This is a genomic window from Actinomycetospora sp. NBRC 106375 (assembly GCF_030269665.1).
Taxonomy (GTDB): Bacteria; Actinomycetota; Actinomycetes; order Mycobacteriales; family Pseudonocardiaceae; genus Actinomycetospora.
This window is the reverse complement of record NZ_BSTS01000023.1, coordinates 58,837-81,113: the sequence shown is the minus strand read 5'-3', so window position 1 is coordinate 81,113 and position 22,277 is coordinate 58,837. Positions and strand designations below refer to the sequence as shown.

The window sequence follows — 22,277 nt, the reverse complement described above, 5'->3', positions numbered from 1 at the left end:
TCGTTGGCACTAGCTCGTCCCCTCCGATGTTGCGCCTGCCAACGCGGCGATGATCGCGTCGGCACTCGGCTCGAGAACTTGCCAGCCCGCAGTCTCGAGGTCATCGCGGTCCTCCGGCGGCATGTCCGGCAGCTGGACGGCGAGCTTCTCCTCGGGCCACGACATGTCGATCATGATTCCGTCGGGCGTTTCGTTGCCCATCGCAGGAGCTGGGACATCGTGCTCGTTCAGCGCCACGATCAGGCGGCGCTCGAGTTCGGAGAGCGCCTTCGCGTGGGCGTTCGCGAACGCGGGCTTCAGGGTCGTCGGGGCGGGCTCCGCGACATAGGGTGTCGTCGGCACGGTCGCCGCGGCCGAGGCGCGGCTCGTCGTGGTAATCACGGTCGGCCAGTCGCGCAGCGCGAGCGCGTTGGACAGCCGCAACCACTCTTGCCACGCCTCGACGTGGGCAGCGTCGAGTACCGCGTCCCGGTCGTCGAGGACCAGCGCGGTCCGGGCGACGAGCCCGTTGTCGTCGAGCTCCACGGCGATCGCGCAGGCACCGAACCGGCTGACGAAGACCTGTCGGTCTCCGTCAGCGGAAGCCTCGTCGAGCAGCGTCCCGCGGGCAGCCTGTTCCAGGGCGGCACCGGTTGGGAGAGACACCGTGACATCGCTGCCCGGGATCATGAACAGCGGCACCGCCCGCGCGACCGCACGCCGGTCGTCGGGCGACGGCTCGCTGATCCACCTCAGCAGCCAGTCGATCGGGCCGGCGCGAAGCTCGTCGTACGCGGCAGGCGTGGCCATGAACGGCGCCAGGGCGATCAGCTGGTGGACGGTGTCCTGCGAGAACCATGGCGGCGACGCGACAGAGCCCTGCTCCGCCGCCGCCACCTCGGCAGCCGTCACCGCCAGGACGATGCGGCCGGTGTCGCGCAGGTTCTCGCGCTTGGCGGCATCGTCGGCGAGTCGGTTGTGGTCCACGGTGGCGTGGAAGGTGCGGCCGTCGGTGAAGACGGCCACCGCAGGCACGGTGGTGTCGGTGGTCTGGAGGACGAAGTCTGGCTTGGCGTTCTCGATGTTGACCTGCGGTGTCAGCGTCCACTGACGGGACTGGCCGGGGAGCGTGAAACGCACGGTGTTGCCCATCGCCCCGGGGATCTCGACGAGGGTCGCCCCCATGGTCCGCAGCCGCTCGACGAGCAGCTTCCGGAAGCGCTGCTCGAGGTGGGACTCAGGATCCTCTGGTGGCGCCTCGTCGACGGTCGTCCACTCGGCGGGCCCGAGCAGCGAGTGCAGGTGGCGTTCAGCGGAGGCTCGCGAGACCCGGGAGATCTGCGCTGGGGCGACGAAGGGCAGCAGGCAACGGTGGCAGGCTTGCCGGGGCTCGTCGCGACAGGGGCAGTCGCGGACCTTCTCCCACGCGGTGAGCAGCAGGGCGCGCAGGTCCGCGGGGTCGGCGAGGCCGGCGAGGTAGCCGGTACCGCCGGGGACGGCATCGTGGAGCAGAATCGCCGCGTGGTTGCCCGAGCCGTCCGACAGCGTCGGGTCGACGACCTGCTCGATGCGGATGTGGTCGGGGTGACCGCCGAGCCGTTCGCGCAGCCCGAGCAGGACCGCCGCGGCGAGGCTGGGCGCGGCGAAGTCGTCGCCGATCGTCACCGATGTCGGGAGGCGCAGCAGCAAGCCCTGGGTGCGCAGCGTCCGTGACAGCGCGACGGTGCTGGTGTTCTCCTCGACAGCGGTGCGGAAGCGGCACCACGGGCGGTGCTCGTGTCGCCGGTTCCGCCCGGAGTCGGTGTCGAGCTTCCCGCAGCCCGAGCACACCCGAAACAGCGCACCGGAGTGCTCCGCGCCGGCGATCTTACGGCCGCTGCCGTGGCCCGGTACGCCGATGTTGAGCCAGCGCAGGTCGATGGCGCGGACGTAGGTGCAGCCGAGCCCGACGCCCTCGACGAACCACCGGCGCTCGATCTGGGCCGGGTCGACGTCGGCGGCGGTGACGACGCGGAAGACCGTGGTGTTCCGCTGATCGCGCCGGTCGGAGATCATCACCTCGTCGCGGCGGACCTCGGCGGTCACGTGGGTCAGCTCGACGACGTCGAGGCGCTGCCCAGTGTCGGCGATGCCGGTGCTGCCGCAGCGCGGGCACGAGGACGGGTGCTTCTCCACCCCCTCGACGGCGATGTCGGCGGCGTGACCACAGTTGGGGCAGTAGACCCAGGGCCGGATCGCGACCTGGTCGACGCCGAGGTCGACGGCGTCGATGGTGATCTCCCAGCCACGGGCGTAGAAGCGCGCGCCCGGGGCGAATTCGCGCAGCGCCTGGGCGGACCCGCGCTGGATCTGAGCGTGGTCGGTCTGGAAGTCGCCGGTGTCGGGGTCGGCCCAGCTCAGCCCGACGTCGAGGACGACGCTGTCGTCGAGCAGCGTGTAGTTCGGGAGCAGCCCGTGCTCCTCGAGCACCCCGATCCAGTACTCGCCGCGCAGGCGCGCGAGCTGACCCGCGGTCAGCTTGCGCGCGGTCCGCGCCGAGCGCAGAGCGCGCTGGTCGTCGTCGGTCGCGGCCGGCGAGGCGGCCTGGGTTTCCAGGGCTGGGATGACGTCGTCGACGGCGTCGAGCCGGTGCTTGAGGGTCTCGACGGTGCGCTGCCAGCGTCCGCTCGCCTCGTGCAGGTGCCGCGCGAAGGCACTGGTCCCCGGCCCGTCGGCCGCGGCCAGCCAGCCGCGCAGGTCGCCGACGATTGCCTCGGGCAGCCCGTCGAAGGCCGCGATGAACCGGTCGACGTGCTCGGCGGCGCCGCTTTCGCCGTGAGCGATCAAGTCGCCGAGAAAGGTGTCGGGCTCGCTGGAGCCCAGCGCCTTCGGCGCGCTGCGCGGGTGGTGTTGTGTGTCGTCCCGGGCGAACTCGTCGACGAGGTGGGCGGTGTACTGGCGGCGCAGGATCTCCTCGGCCTGCAGGTACGTCGCCGGGGGACGGACCTCGCCGTTGATGACCGACAGCGGGTCTCCGAGGCGCGGGAGCTGGTCGCCGCGTCCGGTCAGGTAGGCGAGGTCGAGAGCGTTCCCGCTGAGACGGCCGGCCCGCCCGACGCGCTGCAGGTACGCGGCGACGGTGCGGGGCAGCGAGGACAGCAGCACCGTCGACAGGTCGCCGATGTCGATGCCCATCTCCAGCGTCGGCGTCGCCACCAGCACGTTGGGGGACTGCGGGCTGGTCTCGGCGCCCTTGAAGCCGTCCTCGTAGGCGAGGCGGGTCTCGTCGTCGAGCAGGCTGGTGTGCTCGCGGGCGACCACGCGGCGCATGTCGGGGGAGGCGTAGAGCCGGCGGTAGAAGTTGTCGGTCGCTGTCGTCGGCGCCAGCGTGCCGCGGCACCGCACTGTCAGGCACGGCGCGCCGTCGAGCTGGGCGACCGTCGCCGGGGAGCCGGGGACGTGCGCGCGGCACATCGTGCAGGTGAGGAGGGTCCGCCCCGCGAGGAGGTCGTCGAGCTCGGCCGGAGCGACCACGATGCCGGCGGTTGGGAGGGCGTAGGCGGTGGCCTGCGACGTCGTGGTCGTGGCGGTGATGACGCCGTCGCGGGAGAGGCGGTCGAGCAGCAGCCGGGCCCACCGGCCGCCGTCGTGGGGACTGACGTCGAGCACGCGCGAGGTCCACAGGGCGTACCAGGACTTCGCAGAGGTGACCGGCTCCAGACCGTCCGCGTCGCCGCCGCCGACCCGAGGGTAGCCCGGCGCCGGGCGTCCCTTCGGGAACGCGGGCATGCCGTCCGCGCGGGCCTGCTTGCGTCCACCGGTGAGCCACCAGCGGTTGCCGTCCTCGCGGCGGTAGCGGTCGAACCAGGGGTGCTCGATAGCGCCCTGTGCGCGCATCCGGTCGAGCACGCCGCGCACCCATCGGACCAGGGTGGCGTCGTCGGGGTCGCCGTCGAAGGAACCTTGGTTCGGACCGGCGGCGAGTGTCGCGCGAGCGGTGGAGGCCATCTTCGCGGGCTGACCGGCCTCGACCTCCACCGTGACGGCGCCGGTGAGCTCCAGCGTTCGTCCGGTCCGGGCGTTGAGACCGAACTCGAGCGCCGCGTCGAGGCCGAGACGCTTGCGCACCCGCGACCGCACGCTCTGCGGGACCTTGCGCAGGGTCGGTGTCGTCCAGAAGGGGGTGAACGAGTCGCGGTCCGCGCAGTCCGGGGCGAGCAGGCGGTAGCGCGCGAAGGGGTCGTCGCCGGCGAGCCGGACGACCTCGTCGACGAGCTGGTCGAGCGGCTGCGGACCGTCCTGTACGGCGGCGCGCAGCGCCCCGCGCAGGGTCAGGGTGTGTGAGCGGGCCTGCACGAAGCCGGCCCGGTGCGCCGCGTCCTGCACCGAGTCGGTGAAGACCAGGGCCTTCTTCTCCCGCGGCTCGAGCTCGTGGGAGCCGAACAGCGTCGAGAGCGACACCGAGAGCAGCGTGGCGATGGCGCTGCCGAGGAAGCGGATGCCGTCCTCCTGCCCGCACGCGGGGCAGGTGTCGCCGCGGGCGGCGTCGTCGGCGTCTTTCCCCGTACTCGTGAGAACCGGCAGCACCCAGCCGTCGAGCAGGTCCGGATCGTCCTGTGCGGGTGGAGAGGCCAGCAGCTCCCGGTGGCGCACCGAGAACCACACGAGCCCCTCGGCGGGACGTTCTCCGCGGTACGCCGCCTCTGCCGCGACCGGGGCGTAGAGCAGCGGGCGGAAGCGGCCCTCGCGCCCGGCGTGATCACGGCGGATCGACTCGTCGCTGGCGGCGAGACCGGCCCCCACGGGGGCGAGCGCGACACCCCACCCGGAACGACCGCAGTGGCGGCAGTAGATCGAGGGGAACGACGGGCGGACATCTCCGGCCCCCTGGTCAGTGGTGGCAGCGGGCGGGCCGTCGTCACCCCACCGGAACTGCGTGGTCGGGCCGGCGGAACGGTCGATGCGGGTCAGCTCCCGCACCCACAGGTGCGCCTCGGTCGAGAGCGCCCTCCGGCCGACGACGGCACGGAGGTGACCGAGGGCGGCGATGAGGCTCGACAGGAGGGATGCCCACGCGGGGTCGGTGCCGGTGACGGCGAGCGCCGGCGTCGCGGTGGGTCCGAGGACGCGGGCGACGAGGTCGTCGAGCGCGATCGCGTCGGCGGCCTCGCGGGCGAGGGCGCTGATCAGCGGATGGGCGCGGTAGAGCGCGAAGAGCAGCTCGGTGCTCGGCTCACCGGGGACGTCGGTGTACAGGTGGTGGGCGAGGGTCCGGGCGACCACCGAGCCAGCGGGGTCGGGGCCGAGGTCGCCGATCGCCTGGTTCGCGGCGGCGACGTCGATGTCGAGGGTCGGGACCGGCGTCGCCTGGTCCGTCTCGCCCGCGGCCTCGGCGGTCCACTCGTCGAGGCTCAGGCGGGACTCGGTGACGACCGCGCCGCCCTCGCCGGCGTCGAACGCCTCGCCGAACACGGTGCGGGCGAACTCCAGCATCACCTCGGGGTCGCCCTTGTCGCCGAGGGTCGCCGAGGTGGCGACCGGGGTCAGCAGCCCGAGTGGACGCGCCCGGTCCTCGTCGGTGATCTCGGCGGAGTGCTTGGGCCAGTGGCTCTTGAGCGCAAGCCCGAGGCGGCGCAGCAGCATCGCCACGTCGGTGCCCTGGGCGCCGTCGTAGGTGTGGAACTCGTCGAGGACTAGATAGCGCAGACTGGTGGCGGACTGCTCCCAGATGCGCTGGTCCGCGTGCCGCAGCAGCAGCTGGTCGAGCATCTTGTAATTGGTCAGCAGGATGTCGGGCGCGGTGTCCCGGATGATCTCCCGGTCGGTGATGAGACCGTCGGGGGTGACCATCGTTCGCTGCGGGCCCTTCTGCCCGGTGTAGATCGCGGCAGTGACGCCGTGCAGCGCGGGGTGCTCGGTGATTAGCCGCGTGAGCCGCTGGGCCTGGTCGTTGGCCAGCGCGTTCATCGGGTAGAGGATCAGGGCCTTCGTTCCCGTCACGCCCTCGCGGCGGGCCCGCAGGACGTGGTCGAGGATCGGGTGCAGGAACGCCTCGGTCTTGCCCGATCCCGTGCCCGTCGTGACGAGCGTCGGCCGCGGCCGACGGCCTCGGGCCGACGAGAGCCGGGCGAACGCCGCGGCCTGGTGGCCGTACGGCGGCGGGCCCTCGTACCAGTCCAGTGCGTCGCGCCAGCCCTCGCCGGCGGCGCGGAAGGGTAGCCGCAGCCGCACGTAGGGGCCCTTGAACATCCCCGACTCGCGGTCGCTGAGGAAGCGGTCGAGAGCGTCCTGCGCGTCGGGGTCGGTGAGCGCAAACGTGGTGGTCAGGTAGTCGACCAGCCCGCGGCGGATGTTCGCAGCCTGGACGGTGGGCAGTAGCTCGCTCACGAGCGCTCGGCCAGCCGCTGCTCGAAGTGCTCGTACGCCACCCGCATGTCCTTCTCGCGGTCGAGAGTGACGAAGGGCAGCTCGTAGACGTAAGTGTTGCCTGCCTGGTTGGTCGCGGTGCGCTCGTACTCTGAGACGCGATCGCCCTTGGTGCGCCAGGTGGCGACGACGGAGTTCGGTACGAGCCGGCCGTTCGCATCGTAGTGGTCGCGTTTCCGATCATATCCGTAGAGGACCGGAAACTGCGTCCGATAAATCGTGCACAGCTCATCGGCGGTGAGGCCGAGCATCAGCGCCACGAGCGCGTCGATCTCAATCTGCGCTTGTCGCCGATCCGCGGAGATCCGTAGGGGCGTCGTGCGCGTCCAGTCGGGTCCGACGGCACCGAGATCTACGCGTGAACTGTGGTCCAGACCACCCGCCCAGAGATCTTTAGCGAAGGCCGCGGTCCAGCAATTCGCCCAGAGGTCCGTGTACGAAGCTACAAGTGCATTCAAGCGGAGGACTCGAAGGATCAGCTCGTCTTGAAGTGAGCCCTCGGTGTACGGCAGGCGTTCCGCTGTTGCGGCCCGGATATGACCTTTAGATATCGCGCGAACCGGAAAGTCGCACACGAGCGAACTTAGATAGCCGGCGCAGGCCACGAGATCGCGAAGCGGAGCCTCAGGGATGCCGATCGACAGAACTCCGTCAACATGAGTCGGTCCCGGTGGAATGATCGCTGGTATGAGTGTCCGCTCGTTCGTATTCGCAGCCATACACCGCCAAGCGATCCGATAGAAGTCCCGGGCTGGCTTTGGTTCGTTTTCATCACCCCAATCTGTATACGCACAGTCATAGCGGTACCGATCTCCCGCAGGCTTGAAGGCGGTGATCGGGATCGCTTGGGGCGGCAGCTTTTCTAGGTCGATCGTGGACCAGTCCCGGTTGTGCAGCAAGCTCTCGTTTGGCGACTTGTATAGAGGATTCCCGACGAAGAGATGTGGGCCTTGGAGTACGACATCGTCCCAGGACAGAGGCGCTCCCCACCTAGTTTCGATCAGTCCCTTCTTGGGTGCCGCGCCCTCGTCCCAGCCAAGGGAATAGCGAGCGCCCAGGTCTCCGACCCGACGAGCCCGGGACACAAGGGCCAGAACTGATGAGGAAGCCCTATTTACTGTGTAGATCATGCGGGCTTCACGTAGCGGGGTGTGTCCGTCTTCCAGAATCGAATGCCACGTCGTCAGCGTTTGATCTGTAACTCTCGTGAGTCGGGCGCGATGCGGCCGCAAGTCCCAGTCCCCGTCATCATCCTTGAATCCAGGCTCGTCCCCTGATCCGTCATGCTGTAAGGATCGAAGTATTGTATCGGGGTGATAAAGTGACACTGCATGGTCGAATGCCGGCTCGCTGCGACGAGTTCCGTAAACGTTAACGCTGTAGTGATTCTGGTTGTGGATGTCAAAGAGTTCTAATTCGTTCACGAACTCCCAGTGTCGCCTCAGACGTTGGTAAGCTTCGACCCGCAGGCGACCGGCTTTGTTATCCGTGAAGTGCGTGTCGAGGTGGATGAGCCCGATAATGCCGCTTGTCGAGCCGGTCCGCCACGTATGCTCCATGAAACAGCGATACAAATCCGGTCGTAGACCCGCGAGGTAGGGGAATTGAGATTTCGCAGCAACGAAGTCGGCGGTCGACACAATGTCGGCTGTGCCTCCCACCACAAGAGCCTCGACCCCTGGCAGAGTCAAGGTCCTTGACCGCATCTCGGCAATTGCCGCTTGAGTGGGTTTCACCGCGAGCTTCCACCATGGGTCGCCTTCGGCCAGAAGAGCGGCGACGTCGACGTCGGGCCGGACCCACGGCGGGTTGCCAACCTGGAGATCGAAGCCATCGTGTGAGGCGAAGACCGTGGAGAAGTCGAGGTTCCAATGAAAGAAGCCCTGCTGCTCGGCGACGCGTTCGCAAACCGCCAGCCAGGGATGAGCATCGACGACGGCTTCGACCGACCGGACACCCGCGAAGCTCAGCTCCAACTCCTCGGCTGCCTCGAGTTCGTCCCAGCCCGTCGCGAAGCTCAGCCGATACTGATCGTGGCGCTTCTTCTTGCCGAGGTCGGGGTTGCGGCCGAGCAGCGCCTGGAGCGCAGCGATCCACTGGTCCAGCGTCGGTGGTTCGATCCGCTTGCCGTCGACGGTCGTGGCCGTCTCCGTGAGCGGCCAGAACCACAACGCGGTCCAGGCGTCCATCACTCGGCGCAGCCGCTGGTAGGCGCCCGATAAGTCGGCGAGCGAGCGCTCGATCCGCTCGCGGGAGACGGCGCCACCGACAGGCAGATCCTGGGCGCCCCAGACCGGGATGGAGCGGCGCGCCTCCGACTCAGCGATCGTCAGACGCCGGTACGCGACCTGCCACAGCGCCTCGACGCGGTTCGCCAGCTCGACCAGCGCGTCGGTCTGCTTCTTGGTTGGCTTGGCCTTGAACTGCCCGCGCCAGCGCTTGAGGTCCTTCACCGCGTCGGGGACGAGCGTCGCGGCTTCCTTGGCGTCCGCGGCAGCGCCCCAGCCCTCGGCGGGCAGGAGGAAGTGGTGGATGTCGGTGCCGAGGTCGGAGGCGACGCGCTCGGCGGCGATGTCGGCGTCGAGCGAGGTCAGCGGGACGTCGCGGGGGACCGCGGTCCGGTACGAGCCGTCGGCGACCTGCTTGCGCGAGTACACCGCGCGCCGCGCCCCGATCAACGAGTTGCCCCGGCGTAGGTGCAGGCCGAACCACGGCGCGGAGAGCCCGGACACCATGGTGTCGAGCCACAGCGAGATCTCGGCAAGCTCGACGGCGGTGGCGTTGAGATCGACGCCATAGACGTTGTGCAGCGCGAGGTAGGCCTTCACCTCCTGGCGCCGGCGCGGGTACTCGTCAGGGTCGATCCGCTCGCCGAGCTCGTCCTGGCGACGCTGGAGGTACTCGTCGGCGAGCTGCCGCACGGCCTCGATCGCGAACGCGCCGGAGCCCAGCGCGGGCTCGCACACCGTGAGCTCGAGGATCTCCGCGGCGGTCGTGCGCTGTCCGTCCTGATCGAGCAGCTCTTCCAGGGCCTGCCCGACGGTGAAGCGGGTGAGCACCTCGGGGGTGTAGTAGGACGCCGACTGCTGGCGCTCGCGGCCGGCGAGGCGGTAAACAAACGAGCCGCGGCGATGCAGCACCGGCTTGTCCTCGCCGGTGATTTCATCCTTCTCGCGGACGAAGTCGGCCGTCGCGATCCCCTCGGCGCGGTCGACGGGGACGACCCACGAGCCCTTGCTGTCGTCGCCGCCCTTGGCGACCTCGTAGAGGTCGGTCTCGGCGAAGAAGCCGGTGTAGGACATCAGGCCCTCATACACCGCGCCCAGCTGGTTGATGCCCAGCTCGGCGTAGGAGATGAAGCCACGGTCGCGCCCGGCCTTCTGCTTGGTCAGCAGGAGGCGGTCGAGGACCTCCTGTAGCGCCTCGTTGCCCAGCTGGACGGCGTCGATGAACTGGGTGGCGGCGGGGCGAAAGAGATCGGCGCGCAGCGCGTGGAACGTGAGTCCCTCGTCGAACGCGGCGCCGACGTCGTCGGCGTCGGCGTCGTCGACAGTCGGCGGCGTGGCGGGGGAGTGTCCGGTGTCGACGAGCCCGAACAGGACGTGCAACGAGGCGTAGAGGTGGGTGCCGGTGCGAGCCTTCGGCGTCGCCAGCTCGACCTGCACCAGCTCGCGCAGCCGGTCGAGGCTGTAGCCGGCGTCGTACTCGGCCGCCCCGACCGGCAGCACCCCCAGCTCCGGGGAGGCCTCGGCGTAGAGCAGGAAGAGGATGCGGTAAAGGAAGCGCAGCGACTGCTTGGCCAGCTCGTTCGCGTCGGCGGCGGGCAGCGGGTCGAGGCCCTGGTCGCGACGGCGGACCACCACCTCGTTGGCGATGATCTCGATCGACTCCCGCACGCCGTCGCGCAGGTCCTGGGAGACCCCGACGGTGTGCTTGACCGACTCCTCGAGCACACCGTGCCACCAGAGGTTGCCGTCGGCGTCCGGGGCCAGGGACTCGGCGGACAGGCACGTCAGCGCCCGGTCGATCTCCCCGCCGCGGCGCTGGTCGTTGCGCTCGCACACCGTTTGCAGGTCGACGGCGAGGTAGCGGCCCTCGGCCCAGCGTTCCTGCTCGGCGAGCACGACCCAGCGGCCGGCGAGGACGAGGACGAGGTCGGGTGCTGTGTCCTCCTCGACGAACAGCGCCGAGACCAAACGGGCGGCCGACGTGAGCTTCGGGCCGTCGTCGGCCAGGGCGAACGGCGCGAGCAGCGTCTCCTCGTCTTTGGCCAGCACGTCCTCCACCGCGGCGACTGGCCGCGCCGACACCACCACCAGCGGCGCCCGCTCGGTGATGCCCGGCGCCGAGACACGCAGCAGGGGGCCCGACTGGTCCAGCCGCAGGCCGTGGCCTCGGAGCTCCAGGACCTCCAGCACGGTCTCGTAGACGTCGCCCGTCGCCGTCGCGAGCGTGTCGGGGTCGGCGAGCTCGGCCAAGCCAGCGAGCCGGGCCTCGAGCGACGACCGCGCGGCGAGGAATCGGGTCCGCGGGGTGGTGCGATCTTCCTTGGCCTCGGCGTCCCACGTCTTGCGGCGCTCCAGCACCCGCGCGCGGAACGACTGGGACGTGGCGTCGGTGGTGACGTAGTGCTCGGAAATCCAGCCCTCGCCGACCAGGATCGCGTCCGACCCGCTCACTGCTCGTCCTCTCCTTCGGGCACGACGACCAGCAGCGGGCGCACCAGCTGCCGGTCGGGTGTCATCGCCGTCGCCAGCTCCCGCTCCTCGGCCACGCTCGTGCGTCGCGTGCGCAGCTCACCGCGCTGGATCAGGGCGCCGGCCTCGGCGTCCCAGCGGTCGAACCGGCCCGACCACGCCTCGACGCGCCGGGCGACGTCGTCACGAGCCGCTGCGAACAGCTCGTGCATCTGGTCCTGGGCCCGCCGCACCGCCGGTGCCACGAGCGCGGTGAGCTTGTCGGCGTCGGACAGCGGCCCCGGGTTCGAGCGCTCGCGGTCCCATCCGACGGCGCCGAGCGCCTTCGCAGAAGACGCGTGGGCCTGAACCAGCACGAAGTCGGTATCCGAGGGATCCGGGAACGCCGCGGTCAGCCAGGCCGCGGCGACGACCTGCCCGCGCCGGTTGGTCAGCGTCCCCAGGAGCAGCACCGTTGGAGCCTCGACGTCGCCGCGCACGGCGAACACCTCGTTGCGCCCGAGGTTCGACAGGGCCTGGTCCGCCGCCCAATCGAGCACCGGGTGCAGTGGCCCGAGGTAGTGCGCATCGGGCCAGTTCGAGCCGGTCTCGTCGCGCAACGCGGCGGCGAGCCGGTCGGCGCCGCGCGTCTTCTTGGTGGCCAGGACGAGCTTGGCAGTGACGTCGCGGTCGGCGAGGTAGGTCTGGGGGAGGACCTCGAGGCGCTGCACGAGGTCTTTCGGCGGGACGAGCTCGGCGGTGCCGAAGGTGTCGTCGCGCCGCCATGACACGCCGTTCTTGCTCGGGGACGCGGTCGGGTCGATGAACGCGGCGTGCAGCGCGTCGTCGAGGTAGGAGACGTCGTCGCGGTAGAGCCCGGTGCCCCCGGCGTTGGTCTCGGCCCCGTCGACGACCGCAGGCTCGTCGTCGTTCTTCGCCTTCCCTGCGGCGAGGCGGGCGACGAGGCCTGTGAGGTCGTTGCCGGCGGCAGCCTCGGCGGGAGTGCGGACGACGTCATCGAGCGTCGCCCGGCGGGCCAGCACCGCGCGGATCTGTGCCTCCTCGGCCTTGACGTCGTACTCGCCCATCAACGACGCCGCGTCACCGAGCGCGGTGTGCGCCTCGTCCTCCTTCGCCATCAGCGAGGCGAGCACCCGGACGTCGCCGGCGAACCGCTCGCTCGACGGGTCGAGGAGCAGCGCGGTGATCCGGGGCGGGTGCTTCTGGCCGTAGCGGTCGATGCGCCCGTTGCGCTGCTCGATGCGGATGAGGCTCCACGGGATGTCGAAGTGCACTAGCTCGTGGCACTGGGCGTGGAGGTTGACGCCCTCGGATGCCACGTCGCCGGTGACGAGTACGCGCACCGGGGCCGTCTCCTGCTTGAACGTTTCGACGATGCGCTGCTGCTCGTCGTCGGCCAGCCCGCCGTGCAGCATGTCAACCGCGCTCGCGTCGAGACCGAGGTCCTTCGGCAGGTGCTCCTGCAGCCAGCGCAGCGTCGCGACCCGCTCGGCGAAGACGACCGCGCGGGCGGGCTTGCCCTTCCCGACGCCGATCCCGCGCAGGTGCTCGAGCAGCTTCGTGTACTTGGCGGACGGCTGCCCGAGGGCGTCGCTGGCGAGCGTGCCCAGGCGGTCGAGGGCCTGACGCTCCTGCTCGGCGCCCGACCCGAGCCGGTTCGTGCGCTCCTTCACGGTCTCGAGCAGCGCGGCCGGGGACGAGAGGAACGCCTTGGCCAGCGTCCAGGGGAAGAGCGTCGCGTTCTGCCCGGAGCAGGGACTGCCGCCCTCGCCGGGCCAGAGCCAGACGTCCTCGAGCTCGCGGGCGATCGCGTCCTCGGCCAGGGTCGCCGGCACCAGCAGGTTGAGCGGCTCCTGCCGCGGCTTCCAGTCCGCGCCCACCACCTGCGCCACCTCGGGGCTGTGCCGGTGGCGGCGGATCACGAGGTCCTCGATCTCCTCGGCCACGAGGCCACCGCTCGGCGGGACCGCCGAGGGATCGAGGAGCCGGATCAGCTCGGCGAACGACTCGGCGCGGCCGTTGTGCGGGGTCGCCGAGGCGAGAATCAACGCCTCGCCGGTGCGCGCGAGCAGGCGGGCGAGCTTGTTGTTCTGTGTCGCGCTGTTCGACAGGTTGTGCGACTCGTCGATGACGACGGCGTCCCAGCGCTGCTTGCGCAGGCTGGCGTGGAAGTTGTCGCGCTTGAGAGTGTCGATCGAGATGATGACGCGCTTGTAGTAGGTGAACGGGTTGCGGGTCGCCGGCATCTTCTGCCGCACCCGCTGGATGCCCGCCGAGTCGAGACGGACGAACGGCAGTGCGAAGCGCGTCCACATCTCGTGCTGCATCTGCTCGAGCACGTGGCGCGGGGTGACGATGAGGATGCGGTCGCCACGGCCCCGGCGCACCAGCTCGGCGAGGATCATGCCGATCTCGAGGGTCTTGCCCAGGCCGACGGCGTCGGCGAGCAGGATCCGCGGGCGCAGGTGATCGGGGTCGAGCGCGCGCCGCACGGCGGTCTGCTGGTACTTGAGCGGGTTGCTCAGCGCCTGGGTGGCGACGGTCAGCGAGCGGTCGCCCAGCGGCACCGGCGTCTTGCGGACCGTCGACTCGAGCCACAGGCGCGCGGTCCGGTAGTGCGGGCTGCCGTCGGCGACGACGGTCGCGGCCGCCGGGTCGAGGGGGCGGATGTCGTCGAGGGCGGCGTAGAAGCTGGCCGTGGTGTCGCGGACCAGCTCGCCGAGGCCCTGGACGTGGACGAGCAGTCCGTCGGCCGTCTCCTCGGTGGCCCGGACGAACCATTCCTCGTCACGGACGACGACGACCGACCCCGGAGCGAGGTGCCCGACCCGTCCCGACTCGGCCTCCGTCCGCTGCTCATTCGCCTCGTGCGGGTCGGCGGTCGTGCTCGGTGCGGTCGTCAAGCGCTTGTACTCCGAACTCGCCGCGCGACGCCCGGCGTCACGCCCCGACAGGTCCGATCTCGGTGAGCCGAGGTGTGCCCCCCGACACTCCGATCACGCTACGTCCTGGTGACACGTCGTGACCGGAAGGGGTGGCGTTACGGATGGAGCGCCAGATTCGTCGGCCCCCGGTCGATCAGCTGCGCCCTCGTCGGATCAGACTGAAGTTGTCCCGCTCGCGGCCAGCGAGGGCCGGCCCAGCTGGAATAGAGCGAGGTCGACCTGCCGCGCCGACCACGCGTATCCAGCGCCCGCAAGCTCCTGTCGGCAGCCCTCAACGAGCCCTATGTATCGCCCGTACCTGCCCCGACGTCGGGAGAGCTCAAGCCCGATGTGACCGAGCCCCGCGTCCGCGCGACGGTCGTAAACCGCCAAACGGTCAGGGGCGGCGGCGAAGCAGATCGTGGAGGCGAGGGCGTCCCCACTCCCGAAGCCGGCCAAGCTCGACAGGGCCGACCGAGCCGCGGTGGCCGAGTGAGGCGGGTCGACGGTCTCGTCCCTTGCGAGCGTCACCGCCTCGCTCGTGACCTTCCAAACCTCTTCGTCAGGCGTTCCCATGAGACGTCGCATCCACAGGGTGTTCGCCTGGAGTCGCTTCCAACTCACCAGCGCCGCGATGTCGGTTTTCGAGAGGCACCCGGACTGTCGGACGCGTCCGATGACGTCGTTGACGACCTCGTCGTAGTACTCGCTGACGTCGGCGAGGTAGTCCTCGTACGCCGAGACTAAGAGCTGTACTCGCTGCGCGGCGTCCACTTCTCGACCGTGGCACTGGTCGAGGACGGTCGGACACGCTCGGAGACTGATTCCACCCTGATCAGCGACGGCCATTCGTGCGTCGCACCGGACCCAGTGGCCGTTAGCTGTCACGCTCGTCAGAAGGGTGTGAGTGCCTACCAGACGTCCCGCCCGAGCTGGCGGTGTCGTGGAGCCAGGCGCCGAAGCTTGCCACCCGTCCTCGGACGACGTCAGTACCAACGGTGGCCCCGCGCTTGGTGATCTGGCCGACCTCTCGGACAGCGTCGCGTAGCTTGTAGTTCTGGTCGGGCGCCCACGAGTCGAACTGCTGCGCGCGGGAGGTGGCGAACTCCTCCACCTGGGCGCGGAGAGCCGCGCGCTGCTCGGGCATCTGGCTCCGTGTCATCAGCCGCGCGCCGTCGAGGGGCCCAACCTTCGTGAGTTGCTCGACCGCCTGTCGCAGGGCGGCAACGAGCTCGCGATCAGCATGCGCGTTCTCGGCGAGCAATGCCTTCGCGGCTTCCGCCTCGGCGTCGAGTGCCTCGGGCTCGGCGACCCGGACCTGATCGAGTTTCAGCGACCGCCACAACAGCCGGCACTGCTCGGCGAGCACCAGCAGCCGGAGTGTCCGTTGGAGGGTCCCTTCCTTGAGGAGGCGGCCCGCGGCCTTCGAGCGGTCGCCGGCGTCCTTGGCCACCGGAAGGTCCTTGAGCACCCGCTGCAGGTAGGCGCGGAGCCGGTCTGCTGACTGCTGTGCGGTGACCTCGTGGGTCGCCAGCGACTCCCACGTCGTCCGCGAGATCGTGCCCGTGCGATCAACCTGTGTGCGGGCATTGGCGAGGACGCGGTAGAGCCCGGCGAGGTTCCCGATCTCGACAGTCTCGGCAATGCGCTTAAGATCTTCGACGTTACTGGCGATCTCTTCGACGGTCTCCGTCAACGACTGCAGCGCCATCTCGATGGCCGCAAGAGCGATCATGACCTCGGGCTGGACCTTCGCGACCGCCTTCAGGCTCGGGGCGGGCACGTTGGCCACGAACTTGCCAGTCTTGGCGTCGCGAGCGACGACCCGCAGCTCACTGCTTACCCCGCCGGACGAGGCCACCTCTTTCCAACGCTCCGCGCCCAGCTCCACGTAGCGCTTCGCCATCTCACCCGTGCGCGACTGGCCGAGGGACCCCACGCCTTCGCTGAGCGCCCGGTAGGGCCGGAGATCCAGCTCCCGGTCCGGCGCCAGCTCGGCGATGAAGGCGTCGACGGCGGCCTGTTCCCCTGCGACCAGCAGGCGTCCATCCTCCGCCCACGCGGTCACGTCAGTGGTGGCGCTGCTGTCGGCGCCCGTCTGCTCGGCCTCGTCCGGCACCCAGTCCCCTTCCGTCGGCGCTCTCGGAGCATGATGTCTGATCCCCGCCACAGACCGTGCCGCGGAGGTGGACGGCGCCTCCTACCGGCCGCGATCTCGGGTCCCTCCGTTGAGGGAATGTCCCGACGACGGGCTAGCTGCGGAGGATTTCGCCGCGCAGCCGCTCGGCTTCCGATGCGCTGAGCGCCCCCGACGCAACAAGGGCGGCGAGCCGCTCGAGCTTGGACAGCTTGTCGTCAGCACCGCCGCCGCTGTCCCGCTTCGTGTCGGCGATCTTGTTGATCTGTGCGGCCAACGCGCGTGGTTCACCAAGGGCATCGGGGCTGATCGCGATCGAGAACCGCCACTCGGGGTGGACGACGATGAAGCGAGCGGAGCGCGTGTCCGTGGTCTCCTTCTTGGCCGTCGCCATCCCGACGAGGAGCGCCGATCCCGGCAGTACCGCTCCGGCAGCCATTCGGGTCATGGTCGGTCGGTGATGGACGAGAACCTGTCCATCGCATTCGACCGAGGCGCTGACGTCGCCATCGAACAGTTGGCAGGCGTCGGCCAGGATGATGCGGTCGTCGTACACCATAAGTGGTGGCATCGAGCTGAACCCCACGGGATTCAGCTGGTGAACCGTGCCGATGAAGCGCGCTCGTCGCCGTAATTCGCCAGCTTGAACAAGCTCATCGACTTGCGCCTGCAAGCTCTTCTTGAGTGCGCCGCGGGCGAAAACTGGGCCTTCAGAGCAACGCTGGAGTGCGCGGTGAATCAGTCGCTCCTCGCCCTGGACATCCTGCTCGGCAGCCCTACCCGCCGCTTGTCGGAGCAGCTCCGAGCCGCGGCGCTCGATGTCGGCGACTCGGTCTTCGCGAGACGCCTTTCGGTCGCGCGGCACCTCTGCCGATGGCGCGGGCGTGCCGACGCGGCTCCCGCGCGGCGGTCCGGGCGGAATCGGGCGAGACCGAAGATCGCTCACGAGCGCCGCGAGGGCTTCGGTGTCGCGCTCGTGTACCAGCGTCGTGATGGCTATCGGCTGCCCGTGCTCGTCGTCGCGAACCAGGCGGACTCCCATCCTGCCCTTCGGTAAGGCAAAGCCGACCAGGTCCTCAGGGTTCAGGACAAGCTTCGGTGGGCGGCGATGAAGATCGTCAGTACCGAAGATCAGGCGTGCGGACGTGACGGCCAAGATGTTGAGCAGTGGTCGCAACGAGTTGACGAGGAACAGGCCACGAAGCTCTTCTGCCTCGCCCAGGTGGGGCTCGAGCCGCGAGGCAAGCTTGGCCGCTTTGCGACTGGTCCCCTGCCCGCATACGAGATCGCCGTCAGCGCCGGGCCGGTCATCATCGTCCTGGTAGAACACCCACCCCGTCGGCGGCGGGCCCCAGGCGGGATCGGGTCGCCACCCTGCGGCCGGTTCCCAGCCGCGCGGTGGTTGAGGCCAGTTCGGCGGTGCGGTCCAGCGCGAGGCCATGTGTCGTTCCTACCCACGCTGCGCGAAGCCCATAGGTGAGCCACCCATCTGGCGGCAGAACGTCTGTAGGCGTGGGCCGCAGCGCGCTGACGGGTCGTTCACCTGGACAGGGAGCAGAGCGCCCTTGCTCGGTGAGGTCGAGAGCGACTGTCCTCGAGATCGCTCCGCGTGGTGCGGGTCGTGGTGCGAACTGGGGTCTACCAGAGGCTCGTGGAGCCCTCAGAGACACGCCAGCGAGAACAAAGGCCCTGGTAGGAGCCTTGAGAAGCACCTCCCGCCTTCTTACAAGCCGTCGGTCGCAGGCTAGAAGTGCTAACCCAAGGCACCAGCGGCCAGTCGGTCGCCGGCGCCCCGTCCGCGCGACTTCGCCCGCGCGACTTCGCCCGCGAGAGACCCAACCAGCTGTGGGTCACCGACCCCACCCGCGAGGGCAAGGTGTTGTGCGCGGTCGTGCTCGACATGTACTCGCGGCGGCTCGTGGGCTGGTCGTCACTCGAACGGACGCAGCAAACCTCCCCAGTCGGCCCTGTGGTCGGTACGACAGGCAATGTTGGCTGCGCCTGTAGCGCCATCAAGACACGTAGTTTTGACGGTAGGGGGATGTAATCCTGGACTTTGCCACCGTACTGAATCTTTCAGCATTCCTCGGTCCTCGAGAGATGTGACCGCATGCTCGAGCCAGGTCTGGCAAGAGGGCTCAAGGCACACGTCTTTGGTGATGGCTAAGTACTCCGAGCCTGCACGTATACACATCGAAGCGAAGGCGGAAGAAATGAGGGAAGAGGTTGTGTCTACCAGCAGTCCCGAAGCTATCCGAGCCACCGTCGATAAGCTTAGCGGGTTGTCCGACGACGATTTGCGGCTCCTCCTGGTCGAGAGCGAGGATGTCGCCTTATACAGCCCATCGGGCAGAGCGCGACGAGGCAGGCAGCTTTTCAACGCGAAGTTGCAAACGGTTCGGAAAGAGATCTGCGAGATTTACGCTAAAGTGCGCGATGATACGGCCGAGTACGTCGACATTGCGTGCGCGCTGACTATCGGCCTGCTTGACAATCCGGCCTTCGACAAGGTGCCGGTGGCCGCCTTTAGCGTTCTCGCGACTCGACACGGGCTTGATAAGCTGTGCTCTGGGGATGACGATGCTCGACCTTAGTGGGTATCTGGAGCTCTCGACGTTCATGTGCCACATGCTCAGCGATGAACCTGATTCCAAGGCGCTTCGAAGTCGGCTCGACACGTTGCGCGATCCCGTCGAGATCGAGTCCGCACGTGATTTCGCGCTTCTGTCTGCGAGGCTGACCGCGGACTCGGCCGACGATAGCGTGCACCTGGTTAATCAGCCTGAGTTCTTCGTGAGCGCCTTGGGCGAGCTTGATCATGAAAGGCTTCATTACTGGCAACTGCTGACGTACCCAATTCTCCAGCTCAACCTTCTATATAAGATGGAGAAGGTGCGCTGTGAAGTCGCCGAGGTGCCTGGGGGCGACCCGAGCCTCCTAGCTGGACTTACAACGGGTGGCGCTGTAGCGCCCTCCGCTTACGTCGACATCTTGCGCGCAAGGCTTCTCGGGCAACTGGACGCAAGTAGAGGCGAGGTCGAATTAGAGCAATCGGACGAGGACGGGCTCGCCGAGCAAGAACTTCATTACGGAATCGTATCCGGGGGAGGTCCCGGCAGTGAGACGCACTACGTAGGGTGGACCTATCACTCCTCCAGTGGATTTGTAGGCCGTGTGCACTTCGACGTGCGTCACCTCACGGAGGCGATGGCGTCCGTGACCGAAGCGCTGAGCTCCGACCACCAGCCCCTCGTAGAGGCTAACTCGTCAGAGGACCTCCTGTACTGGGGAGCTTGGCTGTACTTCAGGCGCTTCTTTGCGCAGGAAGAGTACACGGTGCGCGAGCTTATGAGACTCTTTCTCGCGATTCTGGATTGTGCGCTGATGGGTGACTGCGCAATGGTTCATGACCACCGCGAATCCAGCGACTCGCTCGAGCAATACTTTCGCGAGGTGTCTGTAGGGGCACGCTTCAAGCTCCTGGTGGATTTGGGGCCTCCTCCGGAGGTGCAAAATCAAGTGAGAGACGACGAGTGGCTCGGTGGATACCAATGGTATGTCAGTCGACAGCTTGGCTGGCCCCCGCCGACGGAGGTCGCTGGCCGGCAGATGCTCCGACTGACGCGGATCGTTGGTGCCTATCTGGGCAGCCTTCACGATGAGAGAGAAGATGTCGTCGAAGCTCGCTCAGCGCACGGCCGTTTGCTGAGAGTCGACGTGCGCGACTGGCTTGGTCACATGGAGGATATCGGTCGCGTGTGGGCATCGTTGAACGCTGGCCTGCGCGAATGGCGCTTTGGATTTGTTGGCTTTCGCTCCATTTCCATGATGATCAATGCGCTTGCGAGCCGTGTTGGAGAGTCCAGGTGGTACCCTGATCTAGTCAGTCGGCCTAGAGATCTCGCCCACAGATTTCGGTTGCCGCTCATCAAGCTGGGCGACGAATATTTCCCCGACACACCCGTACCTGGGAAGTCGCTCCACTTTGATCACCCGATCGATGCGACTCCGATGGACGTCGGGACAGACGCCCTGCGTCTTGCGGTTCTGTCTCCCATTGCGGAACCCCGGGAGCCGGGACGTGTCGACCACAGTCAATGCGGTCTCATTGATCGGTCTACCGGCGTAGCATCTTGCTTCTATACGTCTATATCATTGGGCTGTCCGGGCAAGGGTCTAACCGATCAGGAACGGGCGAGACGAGAGCAGTATGAGTTAGCGGACTTTTGTCACTACACAGTTGCTTCCGTGCGGTTGCATATCGCACCTGACGAAGTTGCCAGGCGGTGGCACAAGCGTTGGACTGACACACACACTTACGTGTCCGACTTGCCGTCTATTGAGGACTTGTTTGGCGATCGAGACGGAACGAGCCGCGAATAGTGGTCCGCGAACTAGTGTCGATTGTGCGCGCGACGGGTGATGCACATTGTGGCGGATGCGTCGGGCGCCCGGGTCACCTTACGGATAGGTAGTCATACAGGGTTGTCGCGTGCCGATGGCCCATCGAGCGCGCCCCCTGCCGCCTCGGTCAACGGCGAAGGAGACGCCTCCTGGTGCTTCCTGGTGCTTGCTGTTGGGCGCGGCGCCACATCAGATTCGCGAAGGGGACCGCGTCTTGTGGCGGCCTCGGTGAGGTTGCGAGCCGTGATCCACCTCAGCTCTGGCGGCACCGTAGTGCCAAACGTGTTGCGAACCCCCGCCACCGGGGGCTCCTGGAGATGCTCAGGGACACGCGGGTGAGAACAATAGCTCCTGGTAATGCCCTCGAGCGTCATCCGCGAGTCTGGGGTCTCCTACGTGATGCGTCGAAATCTGAGTCGATTTGATCTCCAGCTCGACCTCGTTCCTACGCAGCGAGGGCCGCATCGAGAAGGACAGCGGCGCCGGCGTGGAGCTCGCCACGGCTGACGTAGGTGTTCTTCAGGAAGTCGGCCTGGCCCATCAGGTCGGCCTTCATGCGGTCGGTGAAGGTGAGTTCGTCGTCGAGGATCGTGGCGTAGGTGCGACGCCAGGTGTGCGGCGTCATCCAGCCGAGGCTGACTTCCTCGCGGACCGACCGCAGGGTCCTCCTCACGTTGGACGGGTAGCGATAGGTGATCCGCCCGTCCCGGCCGGCGGCCGGAAAGAGAGGCCAGGTCTCGTCTCCGGGCTGCGTCAGGCGTTCGCGGAGGAGATCGGCGGCGAACTGGGGGAGCGGAATCACTCGTAGGGCGGCCTCGCTCTTGCCGTCGTGCCGTACGAGGCCCTTGCCCTTCACCCACGTCACGTTCCCGGCGATGGTGACCACGGGCACCCGCACCGGTCCGTGATCGCCGCGGACCAGCACGCCGTTGAGGTTCACGTCGAGCCGACGGACGGCGAGCGCTTCTCCGATCCGCAGGCCGGTACCGAGGCAGAGCCGGACGAGCTCTGGCAGTTCAGCGGCTCGAGCGACCCGTTGGAGACGCCGAACTCGGGCGTCGTCCGAGGTGCCGTCGAACCAGCCCAGTAGCGCTTGGCGCTCGTCGACGGTCAGACCACGCGGCTTCCTCTTGGCTTGGCCCTTGGGCTGCTCGATGCGGTCCAGCTCGCGGACCGGGTTGGCCGGAAGGGCCTCGTGGAGCACGCCGACCTGGAGGACGCCGCTGACGATGGAGCGCAGCGTTCGACGGGTAGCCGGCGCGTAGCGGGGCTCGAGGGCCTCCAGGAAGGCGTCGAGCCGCGCGACGGTGCACTCGCGCAGCTGGAGCGCCCCGAGGGCAGGGAGGACCGTGCGCTCGAGGTGGTAGGCGTAGAGAGCATGCGTCGAGTCCTCGCGCTTCCGGTCGATCTTCGCGAGGTAGAGCTCGGCTGCTTCGCCGAACCGTGACGCGGGGGTGAGCGTGCGACCACCACCGGAGCCGCGCTGGCGGTCCTGGATCGTCTGGTGCAGCGCGCCCCGTGCGGCTGTCTTCGAGGGACCCTGCTTCCACAGTCGACGGGTCACTCCGTCGTGATCGCGGAAGCGGCAGCGGGCCACCCACACCCCCGGCGATTCTTCCTTGGCGGTGATCGCGCCGGGTGTGCCGAGGGGGAGTGGCGGACGGGCCATCGAGGGTCTCCCGGACGAAGCTCGGAGGAGTTTCCGGCCGGTAAACGGCCGGTCGATCTCCG

At 68.3% G+C, this 22,277-nt stretch carries 9 protein-coding genes; 2 read left to right on the top strand and 7 right to left on the bottom strand.

Annotation, left to right across the window (positions count from 1 at the left end):
- Positions 1-9: 9 nt before the first annotated feature.
- From QSK03_RS28300 to QSK03_RS28275, 6 genes are all read right to left on the bottom strand, one after another.
- On the bottom strand, positions 10-6,345 hold the full coding sequence (locus QSK03_RS28300) for a DEAD/DEAH box helicase (protein ID WP_285658920.1): 6,336 nt from the start codon (positions 6,343-6,345) through the stop codon (positions 10-12).
- Positions 6,342-11,063 carry a class I SAM-dependent DNA methyltransferase gene (locus tag QSK03_RS28295; RefSeq protein ID WP_285658919.1) on the bottom strand — a complete coding sequence of 1,574 codons (4,722 nt, stop codon included), beginning with the start codon at positions 11,061-11,063 and terminating at the stop codon, positions 6,342-6,344. The genes QSK03_RS28300 and QSK03_RS28295 overlap by 4 nt, the downstream gene beginning before the upstream one ends.
- Positions 11,060-13,984: a helicase-related protein gene (locus QSK03_RS28290; RefSeq protein ID WP_285658918.1), complete on the bottom strand. Its 2,925-nt coding sequence runs from the start codon at positions 13,982-13,984 to the stop codon at positions 11,060-11,062. Before QSK03_RS28290 ends, QSK03_RS28295 begins: the two co-directional genes overlap by 4 nt.
- Positions 13,985-14,179: 195 nt before the next feature.
- A complete protein-coding gene (locus QSK03_RS28285; protein ID WP_285658917.1) occupies positions 14,180-14,779 on the bottom strand; it encodes a hypothetical protein in 600 nt (199 codons plus the stop codon).
- A 103-nt stretch (positions 14,780-14,882) separates the two neighbouring features.
- Positions 14,883-16,124 (bottom strand): hypothetical protein, encoded by a 1,242-nt coding sequence (locus QSK03_RS28280; protein ID WP_285658916.1) that lies wholly within the window; start codon positions 16,122-16,124, stop codon positions 14,883-14,885.
- A 133-nt stretch (positions 16,125-16,257) separates the two neighbouring features.
- Complete coding sequence (locus QSK03_RS28275; RefSeq protein ID WP_285658915.1) at positions 16,258-17,472, bottom strand: hypothetical protein; 1,215 nt, start codon at positions 17,470-17,472, stop codon at positions 16,258-16,260.
- A gap of 952 nt (positions 17,473-18,424) precedes the next feature.
- Here QSK03_RS28275 and QSK03_RS28270 point away from each other — a divergent pair.
- Both QSK03_RS28270 and QSK03_RS28265 read left to right on the top strand, forming a co-directional pair.
- Positions 18,425-18,736 carry a hypothetical protein gene (locus tag QSK03_RS28270; protein ID WP_285658914.1) on the top strand — a complete coding sequence of 104 codons (312 nt, stop codon included), beginning with the start codon at positions 18,425-18,427 and terminating at the stop codon, positions 18,734-18,736.
- On the top strand, positions 18,717-20,525 hold the full coding sequence (locus QSK03_RS28265; RefSeq protein ID WP_285658913.1) for a hypothetical protein: 1,809 nt from the start codon (positions 18,717-18,719) through the stop codon (positions 20,523-20,525). Before QSK03_RS28270 ends, QSK03_RS28265 begins: the two co-directional genes overlap by 20 nt.
- Positions 20,526-20,991: 466 nt before the next feature.
- Here QSK03_RS28265 and QSK03_RS28260 read toward each other — a convergent pair whose 3' ends face one another.
- Positions 20,992-22,215, bottom strand: a complete 1,224-nt coding sequence (locus QSK03_RS28260; RefSeq protein WP_285658912.1) for a tyrosine-type recombinase/integrase — start codon at positions 22,213-22,215, stop codon at positions 20,992-20,994.
- Positions 22,216-22,277: the final 62 nt, after the last annotated feature.